This window comes from Pseudonocardia sp. DR1-2, from assembly GCF_023717215.1.
In the GTDB taxonomy this organism is placed as follows: domain Bacteria; phylum Actinomycetota; class Actinomycetes; order Mycobacteriales; family Pseudonocardiaceae; genus Pseudonocardia; species Pseudonocardia alni.
Genome location: NZ_JAMQOF010000004.1, coordinates 203696 through 230006, shown reverse-complemented (window position 1 = coordinate 230006; position 26311 = coordinate 203696). Strand labels below are relative to the sequence as shown.

Sequence of the window (26311 nt, the reverse complement as noted above, 5' to 3'; positions counted from 1 at the left end):
CACCGTACCCGTGAAAATCTAGTGGCACTCGGGATTCGTGGGCTAGCCTCGACCGGTGACGACGGCACGCGGGCGCTACGCCAAGGGGCTGCAGCGGCGGGAGCAGATCCTGGACACGGCGCTGGAGGTGTTCGCGACCGGCGGGTTCCACGCGTCGTCGACGAAGGAGATCGCGCGCCGGGTCGGGGTCAGCGAGCCGACCCTGTTCCACTACTTCGGGTCCAAGCAGGCGCTGCTGGTCGCGGTGCTGCAGGCCCGCGACGAGCGCTCCGCCGCGGCGCGCGCCGAGCCCGGGACCGGCCCCGAGGCGCTGCTGGAGACCGTGCGCGACAACGGGTCCGAGCCCGGTCTGGTCCGGCTGTACGCGGTCACCTCGGCCGAGGCGACCGACCCGGGCCACGCCGCCCACGACTGGTTCGCCCGGCGCTACGACCGGCTGCGCACCGCGCTCGCCGCGGAGCTGGAGCCTGGAGCGGGTCCCGGTGCGGACCCCGGAGCCGACACCGGAGCCGGTGCGGCGCCCGCCGGGGAGCTCACCCCGGACCGGGTGGCCCGGCTGCTGCTGGCCGCGGCCGACGGGCTGCAGGTCCAGTGGCTGCTCGACCGCCCTCCCGGCGGTGACCCGGCCGACCCCGCCGACCCCGGCGGGTTCGACATGGCGGCCGACCTGCGTGCCCTCGTCGCGGCGCTCGTCCCGCCGCGGTGACGACGCCCGGGGGCGCTCAGCGGGTCCCGAGCGCGGCGGGCAGCTCCCGCGCCGCCTCCACCAGGCTCGGCCCGTACCAGGTCAGCAGCCGCCCGCTGACCAGTGCCGACGGCGCGTCGAACGCCTCGGGCCCGTCGTCGGCGGTGAACAGGTACGGCTCGTCGGGCAGCACGACGAGGTCGTGCTCCGGCAGCGCCGCGGGGTCGATCCGCGGGTAGCGCTCGGGGGAGCCGGCGAGCGCGTTGTCGATCCCGAGCCGTTCCAGCACCGCGCCGGTGAAGGTGTCCGAGCCGACGGCCATCCACGGCCGCCGCCAGATCGGCACCACGGCGCGCCGCCGCGGCGACGCGGGCTCCACGGCCGCCCACAGCGCGCGGGCCTCGCGCAGCCAGCCGGGCTCGCCGAGCCCGCAGGCGGCGAGCAGCCGGCCCAGCGAGGCGAGGCCGCCGTCGACGTCACGGATGTCGGTGACGTAGACCGGCAGCCCCGCGGCGCGCAGCGCGTCCAGGTCGGGGAGGCGGTTCTCCTCCTGGTTGGCGACGACCAGGTCCGGGGCCAGCGCGACGATCCGCTCGACGTCGGGGTTCTTCGTCCCCCGGATCCGTTCCGCGCCGAGGTCGCCGGGGTGGGTGCACCAGTCGGTCGCGCCGACGACGATGCCGGGTGCGGTCGCCTCCAGCGCCTCGGTCAGCGACGGCACGATCGACACGACCCGCCGCACGGTGCCCGGGACCCCGACCTCGCGGCCCTCGTCGTCGACCGGTGCCGCAGTCCGCGCAGTCATGGGCCGACGGTATCCCGGGGGGCCGGGCCGGACGTGTCCCTGTCCGGCACCGCGGCCGTCCGCCGGGTCCGCCGACGCGGGTTCACCCGTGGTCGGCCAGCCACCGGGGCCCGTGCCGGACGACGAACTCCCGCAGGTCCCGCACCGGCGCCGTCGGCCGCGGGTCGGCCGCGTGCACCATCCCCAGCGTCCGTACGGTGTGCGGGCTGCGCACCGGCACCTGCACCACCCCCGGCACGTCCGGCCCGGCGGGGAGCAGCGCGACGCCCAGCCCGGCCCCGACCAGGCCGCGCAGCGTCGCCGTCTCCCCGCCCTCGAACGCCCGGCGCGGGCGGAACCCGGCCTGCGCGCACCACGACTCCACCACCCCCTGCAGCCCGTAGCCGCGGGCGAACAGCAGGAACGGGTCGTCGGCGACCTCGGCGAGGTCCGCGGCACCCGCGCTCGCCAGCCGGTGCCCGGACGGCACCGCGAGGCGCAGCTCCTCCTCGGCCAGCGGGGTCGCGACCAGGCCCGGCTCGTCGGGCACGGGGGAGGTGAGGGCCAGGTCGACCCGGCCGTCGCGGACCCGTTCCAGCAGTGCCGCGTGCGGCACCTGCACCAGCTCGATCCGCACCCGCGGGTGGTGCTCCCGGAACTCCCGCAGGATCCCCGGCACCGCGGAGGTGCCCATCGTCCCGAGGAAGCCGAGCGCGACCCGGCCGGTGACCGGGTCGGCGTCGCCCGCCAGCTCGGCGACGCCCGCACCGAGCTCGGCCAGCGCGGCCTCGGCGCGCGGCAGCAGCGTCCGCCCGGCCGCGGTCAGCGCCAGCCCGCGCCCGGAACGCCGGAACAGCGCGACGCCCAGCTCGCCCTCCAGTCGGGCGATCGCCCGCGACAGCGTGGGTTGTGGGACCCCGATCCGCTCCGCGGCGCGGGTGAGGTGACCGTCGCGCGCGACCGCGACGAAGCGGCGCAGCGCCGGCGCCAACGACTCATGCATCGACGCATGGTACGTCGACGAAGCATGCATTGGACGCATCCGACGTCGGCACCTACGGTCGTGTGCGATGACAACGACCGAGCGTCCCCCGGCTCCGACCGCCACCCGGCCCGCCCCGCCCCATGAGCGCGGCACCCCCGGCTACCGGCGGCTCGGCATCGCCCTGTGGCTCTCGGGTCTGGCGACGTTCGTGCTGGTCTACAGCGTGCAGGGGCTGCTGCCGACGCTCTCGGCGGAGTTCGGCGTGCCCTCGTCGACGGCCAGCCTGGTCCTGTCGGCGACGACCGGCACCCTCGCCCTCGCCGTACTGCCGCTGTCCGCGCTCACCGAGTCCTGGGGCCGCGCGCGGGTCATGACCTGGGCGCTCGCGGCGTCGGCGGTCCTCGCACTGCTCGCCCCGCTGGCGCCCACCTTCGAGGCCCTCGTCGTCGTCCGTGGGCTGCAGGGCATCGCCCTCGCGGCGCTGCCCGCCCTGTCGATGGCCCACCTCACCCACGAGGTCGCGCCGCGGCACCTCGGCGGCGCGGTCGGGCTGCTCATCGCCGGCAACACCCTCGGCGGGCTGTCCGGGCGGCTCGTCGCGTCCTGGGTCGCCGAGCTCGGCGGCTGGCGGGCCGGGCTCGCGGCCGTCGGTGCGGTCTCGGTGCTCGCGACCGTCGCGTTCCGGCTGCTCCTGCCGCCCGCGACGGCGCCCGCCCCGGCCCGCACCCGACTGCGCGATCTCGGTGGACCGCTGCGCCGCCACCTCACCGACCGGGGCCTGCTCTGCCTGTTCGGGATGGCGTTCCTGCTGATGGGCGCGTTCGTGACCGTCTACAACTACCTGGGGTTCCGGCTGCTGGCCCCGCCGTTCTCGCTGCCCGGCACCCTGGTGGGTCTGGTGTTCCTCGGCTACCTCGCCGGCAGCTGGGCCTCCACCGGCGCGGGCAGGCTGGGGGACCGGTTCGGGCGCCGCCCGGTGCTGTGGGTGGCGACGCTGGTCGCGCTCGGCGGGATCTGGGTGACCCTGCCCGACCTGCTCCCCACCACCCTGGCCGGGCTGCTGCTGGTGACCGTCGGCTTCTTCGGCGCCCACTCGGTCGCCAGCTCCTGGGTGGGGCGGCGCTCGGCGATGCTGCCCGGTGCGGTGCCGGCCCAGGCGTCGTCGCTCTACCTGGTCGGTTACTACGCCGGGTCCAGCATCGGCGGCGCCGTCGGCGGGGTCGCCTACGACCACGCCGGCTGGGCGGGCGTCGTCGGCTACGTCAGCGCGCTGCTGGTGGGGGCCCTGGTGCTGGCGCTGGTCCTGCGCCGGACCCCGGCGCCCGCGGTGTGAGACGCGCTTCTCCCCACCTGGAGCAGTGGCCCGGCGCGTCCACCCCGGCGTTGCTCCGTCGGTGCCACCGCCACTCGACACGCCGTGCCGCGGTGCTCCGCCCGGGTGGTCGACGTCCGCGACGGGACCGGACGCTGTCCGGTTCGTCACCCTCATGGACCAGTGCCCCCGTGTCGACGACTCGCCGTCGTCTGTCACGGTGAGGTCTCGCCCCCAGCACCAGACACATCTTCGGAGGAACCCCGATGCGGAAGGCCGGACGCAAGCTCTCCAAGGCTGCCGAGTCGTTCGTCGAGGCGATCGGCATCCTCGGCGGCTGGAACCGCGGCCGTCGACGCAGCCGCCCCCGCCGCTGAGCCGGCCGGGCGGCCGCCCCGCCCGAGGTGTTTAGCTTGTGGTAAGCACATCATGTCCGTTTCCTCCGGGAAGACAGGTGTGCCCACCACGTGACCGACGCCGCCCACGACACCCACCGCCCGGCCGGGGACGGCTCCGCCGGGCCGCCCGGCGACGACCCGCTGCCCCGGCGCGTGCCGGTCTTCGCCGTCGTCGGTCTGGCGCTGCTGATGTTCTCCCTCGACGGGACGTCGGTCGCCACCGCGCTGACCACGATCAGCGGCGACCTCGGCGCCGACCTGGCCTGGACCGGCTGGGTCGTGACCGTCGCCGCCGTCGGGCAGATCCTGGCGCTGCCACTGGGCGGGTGGCTGTCCGACCGCTTCGGCGGCCGGCGGATGTTCCTGGCCGGGGTCGCCGTGTTCACGGTGATGTCCGGGCTGAGCGCGCTCAGCCCCTCGATCGGCGTGCTCATCGCCTGCCGGCTGGTGCAGGGCCTCGCCGGCGGTGTGATGCTGCCGGCCGCCAACGGGATCGTCGCGCACCAGTTCGGCCGTGACCGGGACCGGGCGCTCGCGCTGTTCACCAGCGTCTTCCCGATCGGCGCGATCCTCGGGCCGCTGGTCGGCGGGCTGGTGCTCACCACCTGGACCTGGCACGGCATCTTCCTGGTGAACGTGCCGATCGGGATCCTGCTCGTCGCCGTCGGGCTGGCCCTGGTCGACGACCCTCCGCACCGGCGGACCGCGCGGATCGACGCCGCCGGTATCGCGCTGCTCGTCGTGACCCTGCTGGCCACGATGCTCACCATCACCCGGCTCGGCTCGCCGGGGTCGGGGCCCGGCTGGACCGCCCTGGCCGGGGTGGTCGCGCTGACGGCGGGTGCGGTGTTCGTCCGGCACGCCCGGCGACGGCCCGACGCGGTCGTCCCGATGCACCTGCTCGCCGGGCGCGGTCTGGGCATCATGAACGTCACCAACGTCGTCTTCGGCGCCGTGGTGATCGGGTTCTCGGCGACCCTGCCGCTCTACGCCCAGGTCCGCTACGACCTGCCCGCGTTCGTCGCCGGGGCGCTGCTGACCGGCCGCGCGGTCGGCACCATCGTCACCTCGGCGGCCGCGGTCGCGCTGCTGCGCCGGCTGGGCTTCCGGCCGCTGCTGCTCGGTGGCCTGGTCGCCGTCGTCGCCGGGCTGGTGGTCACCGCGGTGGCGCCCCCGTTCGGCGGGCCCACGGTGTGGCTGCTCGCCGGCTCCACCCTGCTCGGGCTGGGCACGGGCCTGTCCGGGCCGGCCGCCAACAACGCCGGCATGCACCTGGTGCCCGACGAGGTCGCCGCGGTGTCCGGGCTGCGCATCATGTTCCGGCAGATGGGTGGGATCGCCGCGGTGTCGGTGCTGACCGCCGCGGTGACCGCCGCCGAGGACCCGGGCGTCGCCGCCGGAATCGCCTACGGGGTGCTGGCGGTGGCGCTCGCGGCGGTCGGCCTGGCGGCCGCCCGGATCCCGAACCGGCGCGGCCGCTGGTGAGGGAGGCGGGGCCGGGTGGACCGGCCCCGCCCGCCGTCACATGTTGCGCCGGTACTGTCCGCCGACCTCGAAGAACGCCGTGGTCAGCTGACCCAGCGAGCACACCCGCGCGGCCCGCATCAGCTCGTCGAACACGTTGCCGTCACCGGTCGCGACGTCCTGCAGCCGCCGCAGCGCCTGCTCGGCCTCGGTGCGGTGCCGGGACTGGAAGTCCGCGAGCCGGTCGAGCTGGGACTGCTTCTCGGCCTCGGTGGCGCGGGCCAGCTCGATCTCCTGGTGCGCCTCGTCCGGGTCGGCCGGCTTGAGGAAGGTGTTGACGCCGACGATCGGCAGCTCACCGGTGTGCTTGCGGTGCTCGTAGAGCATCGACTCGTCCTGGATCCGGCCGCGCTGGTAGCCGGTCTCCATCGCCCCGAGCACACCGCCACGCTCCGCGATCGACTCGAACTCGCGCAGCACCGCCTCCTCCACGAGGTCGGTGAGCTCGTCCACGACGAACGAGCCCTGCAGCGGGTTCTCGTTCAGCGACAGACCCCACTCCTTGTTGATGATCATCTGGATGGCCATCGCGCGACGCACCGACTCCTGCGTGGGTGTGGTGACCGCCTCGTCGTAGGCGTTGGTGTGCAGGGAGTTCGCGTTGTCGTAGAGCGCGCAGAGCGCCTGCAGCGTGGTGCGGATGTCGTTGAAGTTCATCTCCTGCGCGTGCAGGGACCGTCCCGAGGTCTGGACGTGGTACTTCAGCTTCTGGGAGCGCTCGTTGGCCCCGTAGCGCTCCTTCATCGCGACCGCCCAGATGCGGCGGGCGACCCGGCCGATCACCGTGTACTCGGCGTCCATGCCGTTGGAGAAGAAGAACGACAGGTTCGGCGCGAAGTCGTCGACGTCCATCCCGCGCGCCAGGTAGCTCTCGACGAAGGTGAACCCGTTCGCGAGGGTGAAGGCGAGCTGGCTGATCGGGTTCGCCCCGGCCTCGGCGATGTGGTAGCCGGAGATCGAGACGGAGTAGAAGTTGCGCACCTTGTGCGCGATGAACCACTCCTGGATGTCGGCCATCATCCGCAGCGAGAACTCGGTGGAGAAGATGCAGGTGTTCTGGCCCTGGTCCTCCTTGAGGATGTCGGCCTGCACCGTGCCCCGGACGTTCGCCAGCGCGTAGGCGACGAGCTCCTCGCGCTCACCCTCGTCGGGCTCGCGGCCCTGCTCGCCGCGGAACCGGTCGACCTGCTGGTCGATCGCGGCGTTGAGGAAGTAGGCGAGGATCGTCGGCGCCGGGCCGTTGATCGTCATCGACACCGAGGTCGTCGGCGAGCACAGGTCGAAGCCGTCGTAGAGGGCCTTGAGGTCGTCCAGGGTCGCGATCGAGACGCCCGAGGTGCCGACCTTGCCGTAGATGTCGGGGCGGGTGTCCGGGTCGTGGCCGTAGAGGGTGACCGAGTCGAACGCCGTCGACAGGCGCTTGGCGTCCGAGCTCTCCGACAGGTACTTGAACCGCCGGTTGGTGCGGAACGGGTCGCCCTCGCCGGCGAACATGCGGGCCGGGTCCTCACCCTCCCGCTTGAACGGGAACACCCCGGCGGTGAAGGGGTAGAAGCCGGGCAGGTTCTCCCGGCGCAGGAAGCGCAGCAGCGCGGCGTCGTCGTCGAACTTCGGCAGCGCGACCCGGCGCACCGGGTTGCCGGACAGCGTCTCGCGCGTCAGCTTCGTGCGGAACTCCTTGTCCCGCACGGTGTAGACGTACTCGTCGCCGGAGTAGTCCGCGACCCGCGACGGCCAGGACTCCAGCAGCTCGGCGGACTCGACGGGGACCTTCTTCTCGGCGGTGCGCAGCGCCTCGTCGAGGTCGTCGCCGCCGACCAGCTCGGCGGCGGTGCGCAGGTGCTGCGCGGTGCGGGCCGCGTGGGCGTGGGTCTCGGTGTCGGCGTGGTAGTCCCGCACCGCACCGGCGATGTCGGCGAGGTAGCGGACCCGCTCCGGCGGGATGACGGCCGCGTAGTCGCTGGAGGTCTTGGTGTCGACGCGGGGGAGACGCCCCTCGCCGACGGTCAGCCCGCCCTCGGCGAGCAGGTCGCGCAGGTGCTGGTAGAGCGCGGTGACGCCGTCGTCGTTGAAGGTGGCGGCCGAGGTGCCGTAGACCGGCATGTCCTCCCAGGTCGCGCCGAACTCCTCACGGTTGCGCACCAGCTGGCGGCCGACGTCGCGCCGGGCGTCCTCGGCGCCGCGGCGCTCGAACTTGTTGATCGCGACGACGTCGGCGAAGTCCAGCATGTCGATCTTCTCGAGCTGGGACGCGGCGCCGAACTCCGGCGTCATCACGTACAGCGAGTGGTCGACGAACGGGACGATGCCCGCGTCGCCCTGGCCGATGCCGGGCGTCTCGACGACCACCAGGTCGAACCCGGCGGAGCGGAGCACCGCGATGGTGTCGCCGAGCCGCTCGGGCAGTGAGCCGCCGTCGTTGCCGCGGGTGGCGAGGCTGCGGAAGAAGACCGGGCTGTGACTGCCTCCTGCGCCGGCGGGCCCGGAAGACAGCGCGTTCATCCGGATGCGGTCGCCGAGCAGCGCGCCACCGCCCTTGCGTCGGGTCGGGTCCACCGCGAGTACCGCGATGCGGAGCTTGTCCTCCTGGTCGAGCCGGAAGCGGCGGACCAGCTCGTCGGTCAGCGAGGACTTGCCGGAGCCGCCGGTGCCGGTGATGCCGAGGACCGGCACCGGGCGCTCGGCGGCGGCGACGCGCTCGCGAACCTCCTGGGGCAGCGTCCCGGACTCCGCGAGGGTCAGCGCCCGCGCCAGCGTCGCGGTCTCCCCGGAGAACAGCCCGTCGAACGACGACGGCGGCTGCGCCTCGAGATCGGTGTCGCACTCGCGGATCATGATGTTGATCATCCCGGGGAGGCCCAGGTGCTGGCCGTCCTCGGGGGAGAAGATGCGCGCGACGCCGCGGGAGTGCAGCAGCTCGATCTCCTCGGGGACGATCACGCCGCCGCCCCCGCCGTAGACCCTGATGTGGCCGGCGCCGCGCTCGCGCAGCAGCTCGACCAGGTAGGAGAAGTACTCGACGTGCCCGCCCTGGTAGGAGGAGATGGCGACGCCCTGCACGTCCTCCTGGATCGCGGCGGTCACGACCTCGTCGACCGATCGGTTGTGGCCGAGGTGGATCACCTCGGCGCCCTGTCGCTGCAGGATCCGACGCATGATGTTGATGGCGGCGTCGTGCCCGTCGAACAGGCTGGCCGCGGTCACGAAACGGACCGGGTGCGTGGGGACGTGCAGCTCGGCCTGCGCGTTCGTGTCCGTGCTCATCGGGGACGTTCCTCCCGCCGGGCGGACGGCGGTGTCCCGGCCGGTTTAGTTTGACATCCTAGTATCGGACGTACAAGGAACCCGGCGAGCGTCACAGGGGTCGTACGGTGCGGGTCAGGCCGCGTCGCGTGCCGCGGGCTCCCCGGTGGCCGGAGCGGCCTGGTCGCGGACCCGGCGGGCGTGCCGACCGGTCGGCCAGGAGGTCTCCGGACCGGTCGCGTCGGGCTCGTCCTCGTGCGCGACCAGGTCGTCGTCGGCGGATGGGGCGGAGTCCACGACGTCGGACAGCACGCGACGCGCCCGGGCGAGCTTGCGCGCCCGCCAGCGCTTCCCGGCCAGCCCGGCGACGAGGCCGAGGGTGGGCAGCAGGATCCCGGAGGCGATGACCAGCACCACGGAGTACGCGGGGAATGCGGCCACCAGCAGGAAGGCCGTCAACGGCCAGTACAGCAGTGCCCGTCCCGCGCCCCGTCGCGTCCAGTCGCGATGAGGCGGCATGATCCCTGCCTACCCGAACTCCGCGATCGTCATGCACGACTCGCCGCAACCCACCCACATGTTCCGCGACCGGGGGTACGAATTCATGACCACGACACCGGACCGCACCGCGGTCGACCCGTACGCCGCCGTCCTCCTCGCGGAGAACGACCGGCTGGCCACCCTCCTGACGACGGCCGATCCGGCCACCCCGGTCCCGACCTGCCCGGGCTGGTCGCTGCTGCAGCTGCTCCGCCACGTCGGGCGCGGGCACCGGTGGGCGGCCCGGATGGTCGCCACCGGCGCCACCGAGGCCCTCGACCCGCGCGAGGTGCCCGGCGGGAAGCCGCCCGAGGGCGGCCCGGAGGTCGCGGCGCAGTGGCTGCGCGACGGCGCGACCGAGCTGCTCGACGCCGTCGTCGCGGCCGGGCCGACCGCGCCGGTGTGGACCTTCACCGGTCCGCAGCCCTCGGCGTGGTGGGTGCGGCGGCGGCTGCACGAGGCGACGGTGCACCGCGCCGACGCCGCCGTCGCGCTCGGGGCGCCGTTCCCGATCGACCCGCAGGTCGCCGCCGACGGCGTCTCGGAGTGGCTGGGCCTGCTCGCCGCCCGCCCCGCCGCCGCCGAGCCGCCGCTCGCCGACGGCGCCACGCTGCACCTGCACTCCACCGACGACGTGCCGGACGCGGCGGGGGAGTGGATGGTGCGCGGCGCGGGCGGGCGCGTGGTCTGGGAGCACGGGCACGGCAAGGGCGACGCCGCCGTCCGCGGCACCGCCGCCGACCTGCTCCGGGGCGTCACCCGCCGCATCCCCGCCGACGACGACCGTCTCCAGGTCCTCGGCGACGCCGAGGTCTGGACGGGCTGGCTGGCCGGTACCGGGTTCTGACGGGCCGTCGCCGATGCCCCCGGTCAGACCGCCGGGGTGGTCCCCCTGCGCTGCCGGGCCGCCATGGGCGGGGCCTGCGGGGTCAGCACGACCTCGGCCGCGGTGTCGAGCACCGCGGCCGAGCGCGGCCGCTCGAACCGGCACGACGCCCGTCGCCCGTCGGTCTCCAGGGTCGCGACGAGGTTGCCGAACAGCGGACCGGTCGTCCGCTCCCAGGCCACGCCCGCGCTGCCGGCCCCGGTCCGGCGGGTCCAGCGGGTCGTCATCCTGCCCAGCAGCCGCGACCAGGTGATCCGGAACATCACCCGCATCACCGCGGGGACCACGTTGTGCACCGGTGAGCAGGTCAGCTGGTGGACCCGGGTGCCCTCCGGGCCGCGGCCGGGCCGGTCCCCGGGGGTGTGGGTGTGCACGTCGGCGACGGCGGCGTAGGAGTGGTGGACGTCGCCGGACAGCACCGACACCGTGGCGGGCGGGGCGTCCCCGGCGCGCGGGCGGCACGCCTCGCGGATCAGCTCGGCGAGCCGGGCGAAGGAGTGCCCGAACGCGGGCCAGTGCTCCAGGTCGGCCTCCTGGCGGGCCCACTCGGCGACGGCGGCGACCCGGCCGGAGCCGTTCGCGCCCTTCTCGGTCGCGGCCTCCAGGTCGGAGATGACCTGGGGCATCAGCCAGGGCACCGAGGTGCCCAGGACGAGGTGGTCCACGTCGCCGGGGGCGAGCGCCTTCGCGGAGATCCAGTCGAACTCGGCGTCGGACACCATCCGGCGCGGCGTGGACTCCACGATCCGTCCGTTGCGGGAGTCGATGACGATCAGCCGGGTGCGGCCGAGCTCCCAGCAGAAGGAGAACCGCTCGTCCTTGCGGGTGTCGTCGCCGTCGCCGGTCTCGCGGTCCCACAGGGCGGCCCGCTCGGACAGCAGCGGCCAGACGTCGCCCTCGGCGGCCTGCACCTCCTGCCAGGTCCGGTCGGCGGCGAGCTCGGCGGGGGAGAGGTTGCCCAGGTGCTGGTGGACCCAGTACGAGGCCAGGCCGGAGCGGATGCGCTCGGACCACCAGGGCGTGCGGGCGATCTGCTCGCGCCAGGCGCCGGAGGTGTTCCAGTCGTCGCGGACGTCGTGGTCGTCGAAGATCATCGCGGTGGGGACGGTGGAGAGCATCCACCGCACCTCGGGGTCCGACCAGGTGTCGCGGTAGAGGCCCGAGTACTCGTCGAAGCCGACGATCTCGTCGTCGGGCCAGTCCGGGTGCCGCTCCCGCCGCCCGGCGATCCGCCGCCGGGTCTGCGGGGTGAGCTCGTCGGCGTAGACCTGGTCGCCGAGCAGCAGCAGGGTGGTCGGCCAGGTCTCCGGGGGCAGCCCGGCCATCCGGCCGGCGTAGACGTCGAGCGCGTCGAGGCCGTACTGCCGGGCCAGCTTCGGGTCGGCCAGCTTCACGTAGCGGCAGGAGCCGAAGACGATCCGCTGGTGGGCCTCGGTGTCCGCGCCGCGTGTCGCGATCAGGCTCGGCGGGAACGGCGAGTGCGGCAGCGGCCAGACCTGCTCGCCGTCGAGGTGGACCTCGTAGGCGGTGCGGGTGCCCGGCGTCAGCCCGGTCACCCGCACCAGGGCGAAGTGGTGGCCCGACACCTCGAAGGTCGCGGCGTCGCAGCCGAGCACCGAGACGCGGCACGGGCCGGAGGTCTGCACCCAGACCAGCGCGCTGGTCTCGTCGACGTGCCGCAGCACCGGTCCGAGCAGGAGTGTCACCCGTCCGAGCGTAGTCGTGCCCCGGCCCCGTCGCGGGACGAGATCAGGTCTCCTCCAGCGCCAGCAGCCCCGCACCGATCTTCCCGGCGTCGCCCTTGTAGGTGGCGGGCAGCACCGGTGGGATCGGGCGGACCTCGGGCGGGCCGTAGTGGAACTCCCGGGCCGCCCGGCGCGCCGGCTCGAGCAGCAGCTCGCCCGCGTCGACCAGGCCGCCGCCGATCAGCACGACCTCGAACTCGAAGATCGCGTTGATGCTGGCGATGCCGATCCCCAGCGAGCGCCCGAGCCGCTGGAACAGCGACGCCGCCGTGCTGTCGCCCGCCATCGCCGCCATCGTCACGTGCTGGCCGGTGACCTCGCCCCCGGCCTCCGCGGCCAGGGTCGCGATCATGCCCCGCGGGTCGTGCAGGGCGGCGCTGCGGCCCATCCGGGTCAGCGCGGTCCCCGACGCGACCGCCTCCAGGCAGCCGTAGTTGCCGCAGCCGCACTGCGGGCCGTCCGGGTTGACGTTCATGTGCCCGACCTCGGCACCGAGCCCGTGCGCGCCGCGGTAGATCTTCCCGTCGAGCACGATCCCCGCCCCGACGCCCGTGCCGACGGTCAGCAGCACCATGTCGTCGTTGCGGGTCCCGCCGAGCCGGGCCTCGGCCAGACCGGCGACGTTGCCGTCGTTGTCGACGACCACCGGCAGCCCGCACGCGGACTCCAGGAGGCCGCGGACGTCCCAGTTCTCGTAGTTGTTGTTGGGTGCCCAGCGGATCCGGCCGACCGGCCACTCCACGGTCCCCGCGGCACCGACGCCGATCGCGGACACGTCCGCCCCCTCGGCGTCGCCGCGCAGCTCCTCGACCATCTCCCGCAACAGGGTGGTCATCGTGTCCGCATCGGACGTGTCCGGGGTGTTGCGCCGCAGCTCGGCGTGGACCGTGCCATCCTCTCCCACGATCGCTCCGGCGACCTTCGTTCCTCCGATGTCGAGCCCGATGGCCCGCCGTCCGTTCGTCACCCGGGCATGATTGCCATCCCACGGCGGTGACGCCACACCCACCCCGGGTTTGCGGACGGACGAGCCGGGGAAAGGTGCCCCATGCCAGTCTTGCGACGTGTAGCCCGACCCGCCCTCGCGGCCGTGTTCATCTACGGCGGAATCAACGAGCTGCGGAACGCCGACGCGTTGACTTCCGCCGCACAGCCCGTTCTCGACCAGGCCGCCCCGGCCATCGACAAGGTCGTGGAGAACGCCCCGCTGGACCGGCGCCCCGACAACGAGACCCTGGTCAAGGTCGACGCCGGAGTGAAGATCGTGGCGGGCTCGCTGCTCGCCCTGGGCAAGTTCCCCCGCCTGTCGGCCACCGCGCTGGCCGCCTCGCTGGTCCCGACCACCCTGGCCGGGCACCGCTTCTGGGAGGAGACCGACCAGCAGAAGCGCGCCAACGAGCAGATCCACTTCCTGAAGAACGTCGGCCTGCTCGGCGGGCTGCTCATCGCGGCCGCCGACACCCACGGCAAGCCGTCGCACGCCTACCGGACGCGCCAGGCCGCCGAGCGGGCCCAGGCCCGGCTGTCCGGCTCCGGTTCCGACACCGGTGCCCAGCTCGCCGCGGGACTGGCCGGCGCGGGCACCTCGATCGCCGCGGCCGCCGCGGGCAGCCGGGAGAAGCTGGCCGAGGCCGTCGAGGAGTACGGCCCGGTCGTGCGTGAGCGCGCCACCGAGTGGGGCGGCAAGGCCTCCGAGCAGGCCGCGCACCTGTCCGAGGTCGCCTCGGACAAGGCGTCCACCTGGTCCGAGCAGCTCTCGGCCGCCGCCGAGCGCACCTCGAAGGCCGCCCAGAAGCAGGCCGCGGTCGCCGAGAAGCGCGGCGCCAAGCTGGCGAAGGCGGCCGAGAAGCGCGGCGCCCAGCTCGAGAAGGTCGTGGACAAGAAGGGCGCCCGGTACCGCAAGACCGCCGGGCGCACCGGCGACCGGTGGGTGCGCGAGGCCGAGAAGCGTCGCGTCCGCTGGGAGAAGCAGGCCCGCAAAGCCGCCGCCCGCGCGGAGAAGCGTGCCCCCGAGTACGCCGACCGCTTCTCCACCCTGGTCACCCAGGCCCAGTCGCAGGCCGCGAAGCTCGGCTCGGACCTGGCCGACCGCGCGTCGGTGGCCGGTGCCGAGGCCGCCAAGCAGGCCAAGGCGTCGGCGAAGGACGCGCGCAAGCGCGCCGAGGCCGTCGCCCGCTGACCCACCGCGACACCCGTCCACGGCCCTCCCGACCGGCTCCGCGCCGGACGGGAGGGCCGTGACGTGTCCGGGGTCAGACCGGGCGCAGCACCTGCAGCTCGCCCGAGTCGAGCGACCGCACCTCGACGACGACCCGGCCGTCCCACACCGGGGAGCGCAGCGCGTTCGCCATCCGCGTGAACAGCGCCTGGCTGCGTGCGTTGGCCGCCGCCTGGTCGGCGATCAGGTTCGGCATCATCCCGCCTGAGCGCTTGCGCACGGTCTGCGGGAGCGTCGACAGCGTGGTCAGCAGCCGGTGCAGCCGCGCGACGTCGGCGGCCCGGCCCGCGAGGTCGCTCTCGACCAGGGGCCGCAGCGCGGTCAGCGGCCGGTTCGGGGCACGCAGCAGGTGGTCGGCCGCGGTGAGCAGGATGCGCCGGGCGTCCAGGACGAGTGCCTGGTAGGCGCCGTGCACCGCGGCCGGGAACCCGGTCCAGCCGAGCTTGCCGACCTCACCGAGCGCGTCCCGCAGCGCCAGGCCGGGCGTCCCCGACGGGTCCGCCCCGGCGACGACCCGCTCCCAGCCCGCGATCCAGGCGTGCGTCTGGTGGCGCAGGACCGACAGGTTCGCGACGGCCGTCTCGAGCCCGCGCGACGGGGAACCGCTGTCGGTCGCGTCGCCGTCGACGACGAGCGAGCCGCGTTCGAGCAGCTCGGTCTGGGCCTCGCGCAGCGACTCCTCGGCCGCGCGGAGCCGCGAGTCCAGCCGCATCACGCACGACGGGGCCAGCTGGTCGACCGCGGCGGTCAGCTCGTCGAGCACCCGGGTCTGGGTGCCCGTCGCGGCGATCTCGGCCGCCGTGGTCAGGGTGAGCAGGCCCAGCCCGGCGCCGTGCCGGTCACCGGGTGCGGTGGGGGCGACCGGCACCAGCGCCGACGACCCGGGGGCCGCCGCGGCCGTCTCGCCGCCGGCCAGGCGCAGCAGCGGCTCGGCGCCGAACGCCTCGGGCAGCGCGAGCCGGAAGGTGAGCCCGGCGGCGGGTGCCCGGCCGGCGTCGGGCGCGAGCCGCCGCGCCAGCTCGCTCGACGCCGACAGCGTCGCCCAGGTGCGGTCGTCGTCGACGGCCGGGGTGGGGGTCCAGCTCAGCAGCAGTGCCGGGCCGGGGGGAGGGGTCCCGTTGCGGAGGGGACGCGGGCCACCGTTGCGTTCGGGGGCGCCGGTCTCCGTTCCGCCGGGCCGCCCGTCGAGCGGGAGCACGATGCCTCGCGGGTCGTCCGGTTGACCGAGCATGTCTCTCCAACGACGTCACGGGCCCCGAGGTCACGAGCCCGGCGGAAGGGGGGCGTGTCCATGGTGCCCTGCGCCGTCCGGGCTCCGGCCCTCGCCCCGGGTGCCCGGGTCCGGGTAGAACTCCTGTGTGGGGACCGCATACGTGATCGGCACGTTCGACACCAAGGGCGCCGAGCTGGCGTGGGTGGCCGAGCTGATGGCCGCCGACGGCGCCGACGTGCGCCGGGTGGACGTGTCCACCTCCGGTGCGGCGGGCCCCGGTCCGGACGTCACCGCGGCCGAGGTCGCCGCCTGCCACCCCGGTGGCGCCGGCGCGGTGTTCACCGGTGAGCGCGGCAGCGCGGTGGGGGCGATGGCGCAGGCGCTGCGGGCCTTCCTCGCCGGCCGCGACGACGTCGGCGGCGTCCTCGGGCTCGGCGGCTCGGGCGGGACCGCACTGGTCACCCCGGCGATGCGCGACCTGCCGGTCGGGGTCCCCAAACTGATGGTCTCCACGGTCGCCTCCGGCGACACCGCGCCCTACGTGGGGGCGAGCGACGTCGCGATGCTGTACGCCGTCACCGACGTCGCCGGCCTCAACCGCATCTCGCGACGGGTACTGGGCAACGCCGCGCACATGCTGGCCGCCGCCGTCACCGCCCCGCCGCCGGAGACCGGTGCCGACCTGCCCGCCGTCGGGCTGACCATGTTCGGGGTGACCACGCCGCTGGTCACCGCGGTCCGCGAACGGCTCGGCGACGGCGTCGACGCCCTGGTCTTCCACGCCACCGGCTCGGGCGGGCCGTCGATGGAGAAGCTCGTCGACTCCGGCCTGGTCGACTCGGTGTTGGACCTGACCACCACCGAGGTCGCGGACCTGCTCGTCGGCGGGGTGATGGCCTGCGGCCCCGACCGGCTCGACGCCATCGCCCGCTCCGCGGTGCCGTGGGTCGGGTCCTGCGGCGCCCTGGACATGGTCAACTTCGGTGCACGCGCGACCGTCCCGGAACGCTTCGCCGGCCGCCTGTTCCACGAGCACAACGCGAACGTCACCCTGATGCGCACCACCGTCGACGAGAACCGGGAGATCGGGGCCTGGCTGGCGGCGAAGCTGAACGCGCTGACCGGGCCGTGGCGGTTCCTGCTCCCGCTGGGCGGGGTGTCCGCACTGGACGCGCCGGGCGCGGCGTTCCACGATCCCGAGGCCGACGCGGCGCTGTTCGCCGCGATCGAGGCCGGTGTGGACTCCCCGGACGGTGTCCGGCGGGTCGCGCACCACGTCAACGACCCGGAGTTCGCCGACGCGGTGCTCTCGGCCTGGCAGGAGGTACGGCGATGAGACGGTTCGGCCGCGCGGAGCTGATGGAGCGGTTCGGCGAGATGGCCGCCCGCGGCGAGCCGATCGTCGGCGGCGGCGCGGGCACCGGGCTGTCGGCCAAGTGCGAGGAGGCCGGCGGGATCGATCTCATCGTCATCTACAACTCCGGGCGCTACCGGATGGCGGGCCGCGGCTCGCTCGCCGGGCTGCTGGCCTACGGCAACGCCAACGACATCGTCGTCGAGATGGCGGCCGAGGTGCTGCCGGTGGTCCGCCGCACCCCGGTGCTGGCCGGGGTCAACGGCACCGACCCGTTCCTGTTCACCGACCGCTTCCTCGACGAGCTGTCCTCGCTCGGGTTCGCCGGCATCCAGAACTTCCCGACCGTCGGGCTGATCGACGGCACCTTCCGGGCCAACCTGGAGGAGACCGGGATGGGCTACGCGCTGGAGGTCGACCTCGTCGCCGCGGCGCGGGCCAAGGACATGCTCACCACGCCGTACGTCTTCTCCGCCGACGACGCCCGCGCCATGGCCCGGGCCGGTGCCGACATCGTGGTGTGCCACATGGGGCTCACCACCGGCGGCGCGATCGGGGCGGGCACCGCGAAGACCCTCGACGACTGCGTGGCACTCGTCGACGAGTGGGCGCAGGCGGCGCTGGAGGTCCGCGACGACGTGCTCGTCCTCGTCCACGGCGGGCCGGTCGCGATGCCCGAGGACGCCGCGCACGTGCTCCGCACGGCGAAGGTCTGCCACGGCTTCTACGGGGCCTCGTCGATGGAGCGGCTGCCGACCGAGACCGCGCTGACCGAGCAGACGCGCGCCTTCAAGAACGTGCTGGAGCGGTGATGGCGCGCGGGATGCCCGCCCCGCCGCCCGGCGGGGACTGGCGGCGACGGATGGCGGTGCGCGGGGGCAGGGTGTCGCACGCCCTCGCCGCGCACGGGTGGCTGGTGCTCCTGCTGGCCGGGGCGGCCCTCGGTGTGCTGATCGGGGTGATCGTCGGCATCACGCAGGTGGGGCAGTACCCGGCCGACGAGCTGCTCGGCCGGACGCTAGGCTACGCGATCGCCTCGGCGGTGTTCTGCGCGGTCCCGGCGGTGCTGTTCGTCGGGCTGCCCGCCCAGGCGCTGGCCCGTTCCTACCTGCGCTCCGCGAGCCCCGCCGAGCGCGAGGCCATGCGACGGGCCGCCGAGAACGCCCCCGCATCCCTGCCCGACGGCCTCGTCGCCGGGTCGCGCTGGGCCCGCGCCTACTCCGGCTGCGTCGGCTCGGTGACCGCCTTCCACGGCGTCGTGCGCACGGTGCCCGACGGCCCGGCCAGGGACTGGCTGCACGACATCGGCCGCAACCTCGACGCCGAGCTCGCCGAGGCCCTGCGCACCGCGCGGATGGGGGAGAGCCTGGAGAGCGCGGGCCAGGGCAGCGGGGTGGCCCGCACCGTGGGCGCCCGCCTCGAGGTCGCCCGCACCGCCTTCCACGACACCGCGGAACTGGCCGCGTCGATCGCGCTGGACCTGCGGGTCGACAGCGGCTTCGACGACGTCCGCGCCCAGCTCGACCAGCTCGCGGCGCAGGCCCCCCACCTGCGCCGGCAGTCCTGACACTCCCGAGGAGGAGTCCCCGATGCCCCGTCCCTACTCCAGTGCCGTGATCACGGCACCGCTGGCCGAGGTGTGGCCGCACGTCCGCGACTTCGGTGGCCTGCACCGCTGGCACCCGGCGATCGCGACCTGCGAGCTGATCCGCGGCGCCTCCGGCAGCGAGATCGGCGCGCAGCGACGCCTGACCCTCGCCGAGGGCGGCGGCACCGTCGTCGAGGAGCTGACCGCACTCGACGAGCGCGGCCACGCCCTCACCTACGAGATCCTCGAGTCGCCGTTCCCGGTGCGCCGCTACGTATCCACCGTGCGGCTGGCCCCGGTCACCGCGGTCGGGCACACCTTCGGCGAGTGGTGGACCGAGTTCGACGCCGACGGCCCCGACGAGGGCGACCTCGCGGGCCTGTTCGCGAACGGCGTGTTCGGTACGGGCCTGGCGGCGCTGGGGGAGAGGTTCGGCCGGTAGGCCTCACCAGCCGCGCAGGTCGACCGCCCAGGTCTCCAGCACCTCGTCGCCGTCGACGAGGTGCATCCGCTCGTGCAGCGCGACGGTCGGGTCGACGTGTGCCGGCACGATCCGCACCCGGTCACCGGTGCGCGGCGGGGCGTCGGCGGCGAACACCAGGTGCTCGTCGGAGCAGAACCACACGTTCCCACCGGGCACCGTGGGGTTGCCGTGGTCCATGCCGAACGCCTTGAGGCCCGCGTCGGCGACCGCCCAGCCGGGCATGTCGCCGTCGGGTGCGGTCGTCGAGACCACGGTGGACAGCACCGTCAGCGCCTGCCGGAACGGCAGCCCGGCGGCGGTGTAGGCGGTGTCCATCAGCGCGTAGGACCCGGCCTGGATCTCGGTGCAGGCGGTGTTCATCGCGTGCGTGCCGGTGCCGCCGCCGGAGACCACCTCGCCGCCGACGTCGGCGTGCGCGGCCAGCAGCCGGTCGGTGCACTCGGTGGTGAGCCGGGCGCGTTCGGCTGCGTCGTCGAGCATCTGCAGGTGGCCCTCGTAGCCCATCACGCCGCGCACGACGAGCCCGGCGGCGCGGGCGGCGTCGGCGAGCGCCCCGGCCCGCGCGGGCGCGATGCCGCAGCGGGGCAGGCCGATGTTGACGTCGACGAGCACCTCGCGGACGCCGCCGTCCACGGCGGCCCGCAGCGTCTGCTCCGAGTCGATCGCGACGGTGACCCGCGCGCCCGACCCGACGACGGCGCCGAGCCGGCGGGCGTCGAGCACCTCGTTGGCGAGCAGCAGGTCCGCGCCCAGCCCGGCCGCCGCCATGCCCTCCACCTCCCGGACGGTGGCGCAGGTGAACCCGGTGTGGCCGTGGGCGGCCTGCCGCCGGGCCAGCCCGGTCGTCTTGTGCGCCTTGACGTGCGGGCGCAGCCGCGGGCCGGGCAGCAGCGCGGCCATGTCGGCGAGGTTCGCCTCCAGCGCGGCGGCGTCGACGAGCAGCGCGGGTGTGGTCAGGTCGTCGACGTGCACGGCACTCCCAGGACCCGGTCGAGATAGGGGTTGCGGAACCGGCCCGCCGGGTCGAGCCGGTCACGTGCGGCGACGAACGCGTCGAACCGCGGGTAGCGGGGGCGCAGCTGCTCCGCGGTGCGGGTGTGCAGCTTGCCCCAGTGCGGCCGTCCGTCCAGTGCGGACAGCACCGACTCGACGGCCCCGAAGTACGCCTCGTGCGGGCGTCCCGAGTGGACGTGCACGGCGAGGTAGGCGGTGTCCCGTCCGTACGCGGTGGACAGCGCGATGTCGTCGCCGCGCAGGATCCGCACCTCGACCGGGAACGCGACGTCGTGGGCGTGCCGCGCGGCGGCGGCCCGCAGCCCGGCGAACGCCTCGGGCAGCGCGGCCCGCGGCACGGCGTACTCCATCTCCAGGAACCGGACACGGCGCGGGCTGCAGAACACCGCGTACGACGGGGCCACGTACTCCCCGGCGGCCATCTGCCCGGCCATGACCCGGTTGAGCCGCGGGACCAGCGGTGGGGCGAGCGCGGCGACGCGCTGGACGAGCCCGAACGCGCCGTTGCCGAGCACCTCGTCGCCGACCAGCGCGGCGACCCGGCCGCGCCCGGGCGAGCGCCGTTCCGTCCGGTCGTTCGTCTTGAGCACCGCGGTCGTGGTGTGCGGGAACCAGTAGAACTCGACGTGGTCGTGGCCGGCGGCGAGATCGTCGAGGCCGTCGAGGACCTCGGCGAGCGGGCGCGCGGACTCGCGGGCGTGCAGGTGGAACGCGGGCACGGTCGCCAGCGTCACCTCGACCAGGACACCGAGCGCCCCGAGCCCCACCCGCGCCAGGTCGAACAGGTCGGGGTGGGCGGCCGGGCCCAGCTCGTGGAGCTCCCCGAGCCCGTCGACCAGGCGCAGCCGGCGCACCCCGTCGGCGATGCCGCGGTATCCGGCGCCGGTGCCGTGAGTGCCGGTGGAGATCGCGCCGGCGACGGTCTGGGCCTCGATGTCGCCGAGGTTGGGCAGGGCGCGGCCGTGGGCCCACAGCCACCGGTTCAGCGTGTGCAGGGTGACCCCGGCCGGGACGGTGACGAGCCCGCTGTCGAGCCGGATCGCGGCGGGGTCGGCGGGGACGGCGAGCGCGACGCCGTCGGGCACGCCGATGCCGGTGAAGGAGTGGCCGCTGCCGAGCGGGCGGACCCGCAGGTCGCCCTCGGCGGCGTCGCGCACCGCCCGGACGACGTCGTCGGCGTCGCGGGCGTGGACCGTCCTGATCGGACGGGTGCGCTGGTTGCCCGCCCAGTTGCGCCACCGGTCCGTCACGCTGCGAGCCTGCGCGGCCCGGCGGGCACGGTCAAGACCGGCACGCGTGTCGGCGACCCGGCGTCACAGTGTCGCGCGGTTACCCTCCGTGTCCGTTCGGAAGGGGTGGGGTCACGATGATGGGGCGTACGCACGCGTTGTCGGGCGCGGTGCTGGGGCTCGCGGTCTGCTCGGCGGTCCCGCCGCCACCGGTGCTGGTGCCGGTGGTCGTGGTGGTGTGCGCGCTGGCGGCCTTCGCGCCCGACCTCGACCACCCGTCGAGCGTCGCCGCGCGGTCGCTGCCGCCGGTCACCTGGCTCCTGTGCCGGGCGATCCGGTGGCTGTCCCGGGTGACGACCGGGGTCTCGCACCGTGGCCTGTCGCACTCGCCGGTCTTCGCGGCCGCGGTCGGGCTGCTGGCGTGGTGGGGGACCGGTTTCCTGCTGCCCGGGGAGACGGCGGTCTGGACCGGTGTCGCGGCCGGCGCGGGCTGCTGGGTCGGGGCGATCGGCGACGAGCTGACCTCCCACGGCAACCGGTTCGCCTTCTGGCCGCTGGAGGGGATCCGCTGGCCGCGGGCCCTGCGGTTCCGCACGGGCGGGACGGGGGAGCACGTCGTCGTCGGGCTGCTGGCCGTCACCGGCGTGGCGCTGCTGACCGGGACCTGGGCCTTCTGACGACACTGCGTTCGACATCGCTCTGTATAGCTGATACACCTAGCTATACACTCGATACAGGAGGAACGCATGAGCGTGCAGTCGTTGCAGGGCCGGACCGTTCTCGTCGCCGCGGGCGGCAAGAACCTCGGCGGGCTGATCAGCCGCCAGGTCGCCGAGGCGGGGGCGAACGTCGCGATCCACTACAACTCCGCGTCCTCGCGCGCCGAGGCCGAGGAGACGCTGAAGGCGGTCGAGGCAGCGGGTCGCGAAGGGGTGCTCCTGCAGGGCGACCTGACCGTCCCGGCGCAGGTCGAGCGGCTCTTCGCCGACGCGGCGGGGTCGCTCGGGCCGATCGACGTCGCCGTCAACGCCGTCGGCAAGGTGCTCCGCAAGCCGATCGTGGACACCACGGAGGCCGAGTACGACGCGATGTTCGACATCAACTCCAAGGCCGCGTACTTCTTCATCAAGGAGGCGGGCCGCAGTCTCGCCGACAACGGCGCGATCATCACCGTCGTCACGTCGCTGCTGGCGGCCTTCACCGACGGCTACTCCACCTACGCCGGCGGCAAGGCCCCGGTCGAGCACTTCACCCGTGCGGCGGCCAAGGAGTTCGCCGACCGCGGGATCTCGGTGAACAACGTCGCCCCCGGCCCGATGGACACGCCGTTCTTCTACCCGCAGGAGACCCCGGAGCGGGTCGAGTTCCACAAGTCGATGGCCATGGGCGGGCGGCTCACCGAGATCGAGGACATCGCGCCGATCGTGCGCTTCCTCGCGACCGAGGGGCGCTGGATCACCGGCCAGACGATCTTCGCCAACGGCGGCTACACCACGCGCTGAGGGTGGTCCGGTGGGTGCCGGGGGCGGGCGGCGGCCGGCCCGCGGTCCGCGCCCCGGCCCCGGCCGGGCGTCCTACAGTGGGGTCGTGGCAGATCAACCGGCCGAGGTCGGGACCCGGGACCGGCTCCTGCGTGCGGCTGCCGACCTCATCGCGGCGTCGCCGGGGGAGACCGTCCCGCTGCGGGCCATCTGCGACGCCGCCGGCGTCCGGCTCCCCACGCTGTACCACTTCTTCGGTAGCAAGGAGGGCCTGCTCGACGCCGTGGTCGAGCACGGGTTCGAGCAGTACCTGTCCGCGAAGCGGGCCCGGGAGTCCAGCGGTGACCCGATCCAGGACATCCGCGACGGGTGGGACGCCCACGTCGAGTTCGGCATCGCCAACCCGGGCTTCTACGCCCTGATGTACGGGCAGGTCACCCCCGGGCGACGGCCGTCCGCCCAGGACGGACCGGCTGCCGCCCTGCTCGGGCTGACCCGGGAGGCCGACCGCCGGGGCCGGCTCACCGTGAGTCCGGAACGCGCCGCGGCCCACGTCCTCGCCGCCAACGTCGGGGTCACCCTGCGGCAGATCATCACCGCGCGCCCGGACCCCGGGCTGTCGGCCGACATGCGCGAGGCCACCCTCGCTGCGATCACCGGTGGACACGCGGAGCACGCACCCGGCGGGCCGGGGGTCGGCGACGCCGCGGCGGCCCTGCTCGCGCTGCCCGACGACAACGACGTCCTCGGGGCGCCGGAGACGGTGCTGCTCAAGAAGTGGCTGGCCGAGCTCGCGCGGCGGGGGTGAGCGTCACCGCCGCCGGAACGTCCGGGCCGGCTTCCCGACCGTCCCGGCGCGGACCTGCCCCGTCTCGACGAGGCCGTCGGCGACCCGGCGGCGGAAGGTGTCCTTCTGCAGGCGTCGTCCCTCGACGGCCTCGTGCACGCCCTGCAGTTCCAGCAGCGTGAACTCCTCGCCCGCCAGTCCCGCCGGGTCCGGCGCCGCCGCGTAGCGCTCCCGGGCCCAGGCCAGCGCGTGGGCGACGACGAGGTCGTGGTCGTAGGCGAGCGGGTACGGCAGTGTCCCGTCCTCGACCGGGGCGAGGACGCCGGTCGTGTCCCGGATCCGGTCGTGCGGCACGAGGTCGACGTGCGCCACCGACAGCACCCGGCCGCGCGGGTCGCGGGCGGGGTCGTCGAAGACCCGCAGCTGCTCGGGCTCCCGGCCGGTCACGCCGACCTTGTCGCGCAGCGCGCGCAGCGCCGCGTCACGCAGCGTCTCCGTGCCGTCGACGTGCAGGAACGTCCCCGGCAGTGCCGGCAGCCCGTGTGCGTGCGCCCCCGTGCGCTCGTGGACGACGACGGCGAGCCGCCCCCCGGGGTCGAGGGTCAGCAGGGCGACGTCCACGGCCACGGACGGCCGGTCGTAGTCGGTGAGGCGCCTGCCGTGCTCGTCGGTCCATCCCATGCTGGACAGATTAGCGCGATCGTGCTCTTATTGGTTAGCGCAGAACTGATCCAATAGGGGGCGTCATGGACCTGCACGTGGGCAACCCGGTGGGGCACGGGGCGCCGACCCTGTCCCCGGTCTTCAGCGGCGGGGCCGTGCGCGGCCGCGGCTACGACCTGGGCGGCGGCCCGCTGCGCGTCGCCGAGCGGGCGGGCACGCCGGTGGTCGGGCGGATCTCCGTCGACGCCGTCGCGGCGAACCCGACCCACCCGCCGGTGGTGGCGGCGTGAGCACCGTCGCGGACCGGGCCGCCGGGGTGCTGCTGGGCGCGGCGGCGGGCGACGCCCTCGGTGTCCCCTACGAGTACGGTTCCCGCCCGCTCGTCGGTGAGCCCGCGATGCTCGGCGGCGGCCTCGGCGGCTACGCACCGGGCCAGTGGAGCGACGATACCGAGATGAGCTGCGTGATCGCCCGGGTCGCCGCCACCGGCGCCGACCTGCGGACGCCGGACGCGCTCGATGCCGTCGCCGACGGCTTCCTCGCCTGGTTCGCGACCGGCCCGGCCGACGTCGGGATCCAGACCAGGCGGGTCCTCAGCGGCCTCGCGTCCGGCCCGGGATCGGCGGCCCGGATGCGGGCGGCCGCCGCGCGGGTGCACTCCGAGACCGGGCGCACCGCGGGCAACGGCTCCCTGATGCGCACCGCACCGGTCGCGCTCGCCCATCTCGGCGATCCGGAGGCGATCGTCGAGGCCGCGCACGCGGTCAGCGCGCTGACCCACCACGACCCGGTCGCGGGCGAGGCGTGCGTCCTGTGGTGCCTCGCGATCGACCGTGCCGTGCGCACGGGGGAGCTCGACCTGCGCTCCGGGCTGTCCCGGGTCGATCCGCAGTGGACGGTCTGGCTGGACCGGGCCGGGGGACTGCGGCCGGGCGCCTGGGCCGTCGGGAACGGCTGGGTGGTCGCCGCGCTGCTCGGCGCCCGGTCGGCGGTGGAGGGGGCGGCGACGCTCCCCGACGGCCTGGTCGCGGCCGTGGGCGGGGGAGGGGACACCGACACCGTCGCCGCGATCGCGGGGGCGTTGCTGGGGGGACGGTTCGGTGGTGCGGCGGTGCCCGGGCGGTGGCGTCGTGAGCTGCACGGATGGCCGGGGTTGGGCGGGGAGGACCTGGTCGCGCTCGCCGGGCGGATCGTGTCAGGGAGGTAGCGGGTCCCCGGCCACCGTGGCCGGGCCGGGCGGTCACCGGTGCGGGCGCACCACCGGCCGCGGCCGCATCGCGGGCGTGAGGTCGTCGTCGGTGTCGACCTCCTCGACGACCGCGGGCCCGTGCGCCGGCCCCGCCACCCCGAGGAACGGTCGCACGAAGCGCGCGGTCCGCTCCATCACCTCGTCGTGCACGTCGGCGCGCACGGTCGACGGCTGGGCCTGCACGACGATCTCGCCCGCCCACGGGAGGGCGGGGTCGGCCAGCAGCTCGTCGATGATCCGGCCGGTCGAGTGGCCCGCCGGCAGCGGCCGGGACAGCGCGACGCGCGGGACCCCGCGGGCGTAGGTCCAGTACCGGGCCAGCTCGGACACGACGTCGCCGTCCGACGACGGCGGCCTGCCCGACAGCACCCCCACCCCGCGGGCCGCGGCGGCGTCCACGGACGACGGCGTCGCCGTCGCCCACCACACCCGCTGCGCGGCGAGCGCGGGCGGCAGCATCTCCAGCAGGACGTCCAGCGCGGCGACGGTGTCACGGTGCCGGTCGTCGTGGTGACGCCCGAAGCGTCGTGCCGCGTCGGGGTCGGCACCCGCGCCGATGCCGAGCTCCAGGCGTCCGCCGGAGAGCGCGTCCAGCACGCCGGCGTCCTCGGCGAGGCGGCGCGGGTCCTCCAGCGGCAGCGCGACGACGGCCGTCCCCAGCCTGATCAGCCGGGTGCGTTCGGCGACCGCGGCCAGCAGGACCAGCGGCGACGGCAGCCGCCCACCGAGATGCCCGTCGTGGTGCTGGGCCACCCAGAACGAGTCGTATCCGAGCTCCTCGGCCCGCTCCGCCAACCGGATCGTCTCGCGGTAGGCGCGTGACGGATCGTCACCGGTGACGTGCGTGAGGTAACCGAGCCGCATGGCGTCGCAGCCTAGGCCGGGTCCCCTCCGGCCCTGGCGGAGGACCGGGGTGACGCAGGTGCGGG

At 74.8% G+C, this 26311-nt stretch carries 25 protein-coding genes; 14 read left to right on the top strand and 11 right to left on the bottom strand.

All coding sequences use genetic code 11. The annotated features are described in order from the left end of the window. Positions 1 to 55 precede the first annotated feature (55 nt). Positions 56 to 706, top strand: a complete 651-nt coding sequence (locus ND486_RS13275; RefSeq protein ID WP_251784610.1) for a TetR/AcrR family transcriptional regulator — start codon at positions 56 to 58, stop codon at positions 704 to 706. Between the two features lie 16 nt (positions 707 to 722). On the opposite strand, the gene ND486_RS13270 is transcribed toward ND486_RS13275, so the two are convergent. Continuing rightward, positions 723 to 1490, bottom strand: coding sequence for a helical backbone metal receptor (locus tag ND486_RS13270; RefSeq protein ID WP_251784609.1), 768 nt, complete (start codon positions 1488 to 1490; stop codon positions 723 to 725). Between the two features lie 82 nt (positions 1491 to 1572). Next, entirely contained in the window at positions 1573 to 2472 is a 900-nt protein-coding gene (locus ND486_RS13265; RefSeq protein WP_251784608.1) for a LysR family transcriptional regulator, read from the bottom strand. A 67-nt stretch (positions 2473 to 2539) separates the two neighbouring features. On the opposite strand from ND486_RS13265, the gene ND486_RS13260 reads away from it, so the two are divergent. Further along, entirely contained in the window at positions 2540 to 3787 is a 1248-nt protein-coding gene (locus ND486_RS13260) for an MFS transporter (RefSeq protein ID WP_251784607.1), read from the top strand. A 446-nt stretch (positions 3788 to 4233) separates the two neighbouring features. Further along, positions 4234 to 5649: an MFS transporter gene (locus ND486_RS13255; protein WP_251784606.1), complete on the top strand. Its 1416-nt coding sequence runs from the start codon at positions 4234 to 4236 to the stop codon at positions 5647 to 5649. A 36-nt stretch (positions 5650 to 5685) separates the two neighbouring features. Here the strand turns inward: ND486_RS13255 and icmF are convergent, their stop codons facing one another. Together icmF and ND486_RS13245 are read right to left on the bottom strand one after the other, a co-directional pair. Next, positions 5686 to 8952, bottom strand: a complete 3267-nt coding sequence (gene icmF / locus ND486_RS13250) for a fused isobutyryl-CoA mutase/GTPase IcmF (RefSeq protein WP_251784605.1) — start codon at positions 8950 to 8952, stop codon at positions 5686 to 5688. A 114-nt stretch (positions 8953 to 9066) separates the two neighbouring features. After that, entirely contained in the window at positions 9067 to 9450 is a 384-nt protein-coding gene (locus tag ND486_RS13245) for a hypothetical protein (protein ID WP_251784604.1), read from the bottom strand. On the opposite strand from ND486_RS13245, the gene ND486_RS13240 reads away from it, so the two are divergent. Beyond that, on the top strand, positions 9449 to 10318 hold the full coding sequence (locus ND486_RS13240; RefSeq protein WP_251784603.1) for a maleylpyruvate isomerase family mycothiol-dependent enzyme: 870 nt from the start codon (positions 9449 to 9451) through the stop codon (positions 10316 to 10318). The genes ND486_RS13245 and ND486_RS13240 overlap by 2 nt on opposite strands. A gap of 23 nt (positions 10319 to 10341) precedes the next feature. Here the strand turns inward: ND486_RS13240 and ND486_RS13235 are convergent, their stop codons facing one another. Further along, positions 10342 to 12063, bottom strand: coding sequence for an alkaline phosphatase D family protein (locus tag ND486_RS13235; RefSeq protein ID WP_251784602.1), 1722 nt, complete (start codon positions 12061 to 12063; stop codon positions 10342 to 10344). A 43-nt stretch (positions 12064 to 12106) separates the two neighbouring features. Beyond that, a complete protein-coding gene (locus ND486_RS13230) occupies positions 12107 to 13069 on the bottom strand; it encodes an ROK family protein (protein WP_224403036.1) in 963 nt (320 codons plus the stop codon). Between the two features lie 123 nt (positions 13070 to 13192). Here ND486_RS13230 and ND486_RS13225 point away from each other — a divergent pair, with 123 nt between their 5' ends. Then, on the top strand, positions 13193 to 14281 hold the full coding sequence (locus ND486_RS13225) for a DoxX family protein (protein WP_251784600.1): 1089 nt from the start codon (positions 13193 to 13195) through the stop codon (positions 14279 to 14281). Between the two features lie 73 nt (positions 14282 to 14354). Here the strand turns inward: ND486_RS13225 and ND486_RS13220 are convergent, their stop codons facing one another. Then, positions 14355 to 15551, bottom strand: a complete 1197-nt coding sequence (locus ND486_RS13220; RefSeq protein WP_251784599.1) for a hypothetical protein — start codon at positions 15549 to 15551, stop codon at positions 14355 to 14357. A 127-nt stretch (positions 15552 to 15678) separates the two neighbouring features. Here ND486_RS13220 and ND486_RS13215 point away from each other — a divergent pair, with 127 nt between their 5' ends. The 4 genes from ND486_RS13215 to ND486_RS13200 are packed head-to-tail and all read left to right on the top strand — an operon-like array spanning position 15679 to position 18917. Continuing rightward, entirely contained in the window at positions 15679 to 16869 is a 1191-nt protein-coding gene (locus tag ND486_RS13215) for a Tm-1-like ATP-binding domain-containing protein (RefSeq protein ID WP_251784598.1), read from the top strand. Further along, positions 16866 to 17699, top strand: a complete 834-nt coding sequence (locus ND486_RS13210) for a phosphoenolpyruvate hydrolase family protein (RefSeq protein WP_062401664.1) — start codon at positions 16866 to 16868, stop codon at positions 17697 to 17699. The genes ND486_RS13215 and ND486_RS13210 overlap by 4 nt, the downstream gene beginning before the upstream one ends. Beyond that, positions 17699 to 18454: a hypothetical protein gene (locus ND486_RS13205; RefSeq protein WP_251784597.1), complete on the top strand. Its 756-nt coding sequence runs from the start codon at positions 17699 to 17701 to the stop codon at positions 18452 to 18454. The genes ND486_RS13210 and ND486_RS13205 overlap by 1 nt, the downstream gene beginning before the upstream one ends. Positions 18455 to 18476: 22 nt before the next feature. Further along, positions 18477 to 18917, top strand: coding sequence for an SRPBCC family protein (locus ND486_RS13200; RefSeq protein ID WP_251784596.1), 441 nt, complete (start codon positions 18477 to 18479; stop codon positions 18915 to 18917). Positions 18918 to 18920: 3 nt separating this feature from the next. On the opposite strand, the gene ND486_RS13195 is transcribed toward ND486_RS13200, so the two are convergent. Together ND486_RS13195 and ND486_RS13190 are read right to left on the bottom strand one after the other, a co-directional pair. After that, a complete protein-coding gene (locus ND486_RS13195) occupies positions 18921 to 19931 on the bottom strand; it encodes an alanine racemase (RefSeq protein WP_251784595.1) in 1011 nt (336 codons plus the stop codon). Continuing rightward, positions 19913 to 21223: a D-arabinono-1,4-lactone oxidase gene (locus ND486_RS13190; RefSeq protein WP_251784594.1), complete on the bottom strand. Its 1311-nt coding sequence runs from the start codon at positions 21221 to 21223 to the stop codon at positions 19913 to 19915. Before ND486_RS13190 ends, ND486_RS13195 begins: the two co-directional genes overlap by 19 nt. A gap of 116 nt (positions 21224 to 21339) precedes the next feature. Here ND486_RS13190 and ND486_RS13185 point away from each other — a divergent pair, with 116 nt between their 5' ends. The 3 genes from ND486_RS13185 to ND486_RS13175 all read left to right on the top strand — a co-directional run bounded on the left by ND486_RS13185 (position 21340) and on the right by ND486_RS13175 (position 23491). Next, the gene (locus ND486_RS13185; RefSeq protein ID WP_251784593.1) at positions 21340 to 21879 is read left to right on the top strand and encodes a metal-dependent hydrolase; all 540 of its coding nucleotides are present in this window, start codon (positions 21340 to 21342) and stop codon (positions 21877 to 21879) included. A 69-nt stretch (positions 21880 to 21948) separates the two neighbouring features. After that, complete coding sequence (locus ND486_RS13180; RefSeq protein WP_251784592.1) at positions 21949 to 22704, top strand: SDR family oxidoreductase; 756 nt, start codon at positions 21949 to 21951, stop codon at positions 22702 to 22704. An 85-nt stretch (positions 22705 to 22789) separates the two neighbouring features. Then, a complete protein-coding gene (locus tag ND486_RS13175; protein ID WP_251784591.1) occupies positions 22790 to 23491 on the top strand; it encodes a TetR/AcrR family transcriptional regulator in 702 nt (233 codons plus the stop codon). Between the two features lie 3 nt (positions 23492 to 23494). On the opposite strand, the gene ND486_RS13170 is transcribed toward ND486_RS13175, so the two are convergent. After that, positions 23495 to 24151, bottom strand: a complete 657-nt coding sequence (locus ND486_RS13170) for an NUDIX domain-containing protein (protein ID WP_251784590.1) — start codon at positions 24149 to 24151, stop codon at positions 23495 to 23497. Between the two features lie 65 nt (positions 24152 to 24216). Here ND486_RS13170 and ND486_RS13165 point away from each other — a divergent pair, with 65 nt between their 5' ends. Continuing rightward, the gene (locus ND486_RS13165; protein ID WP_251784589.1) at positions 24217 to 24423 is read left to right on the top strand and encodes a hypothetical protein; all 207 of its coding nucleotides are present in this window, start codon (positions 24217 to 24219) and stop codon (positions 24421 to 24423) included. After that, complete coding sequence (locus ND486_RS13160) at positions 24420 to 25340, top strand: ADP-ribosylglycohydrolase family protein (RefSeq protein WP_251784588.1); 921 nt, start codon at positions 24420 to 24422, stop codon at positions 25338 to 25340. The genes ND486_RS13165 and ND486_RS13160 overlap by 4 nt, the downstream gene beginning before the upstream one ends. A 33-nt stretch (positions 25341 to 25373) precedes the next feature. On the opposite strand, the gene ND486_RS13155 is transcribed toward ND486_RS13160, so the two are convergent. Beyond that, positions 25374 to 26246: an LLM class flavin-dependent oxidoreductase gene (locus ND486_RS13155; RefSeq protein WP_251784587.1), complete on the bottom strand. Its 873-nt coding sequence runs from the start codon at positions 26244 to 26246 to the stop codon at positions 25374 to 25376. Between the last annotated feature and the right edge of the window lie 65 nt (positions 26247 to 26311).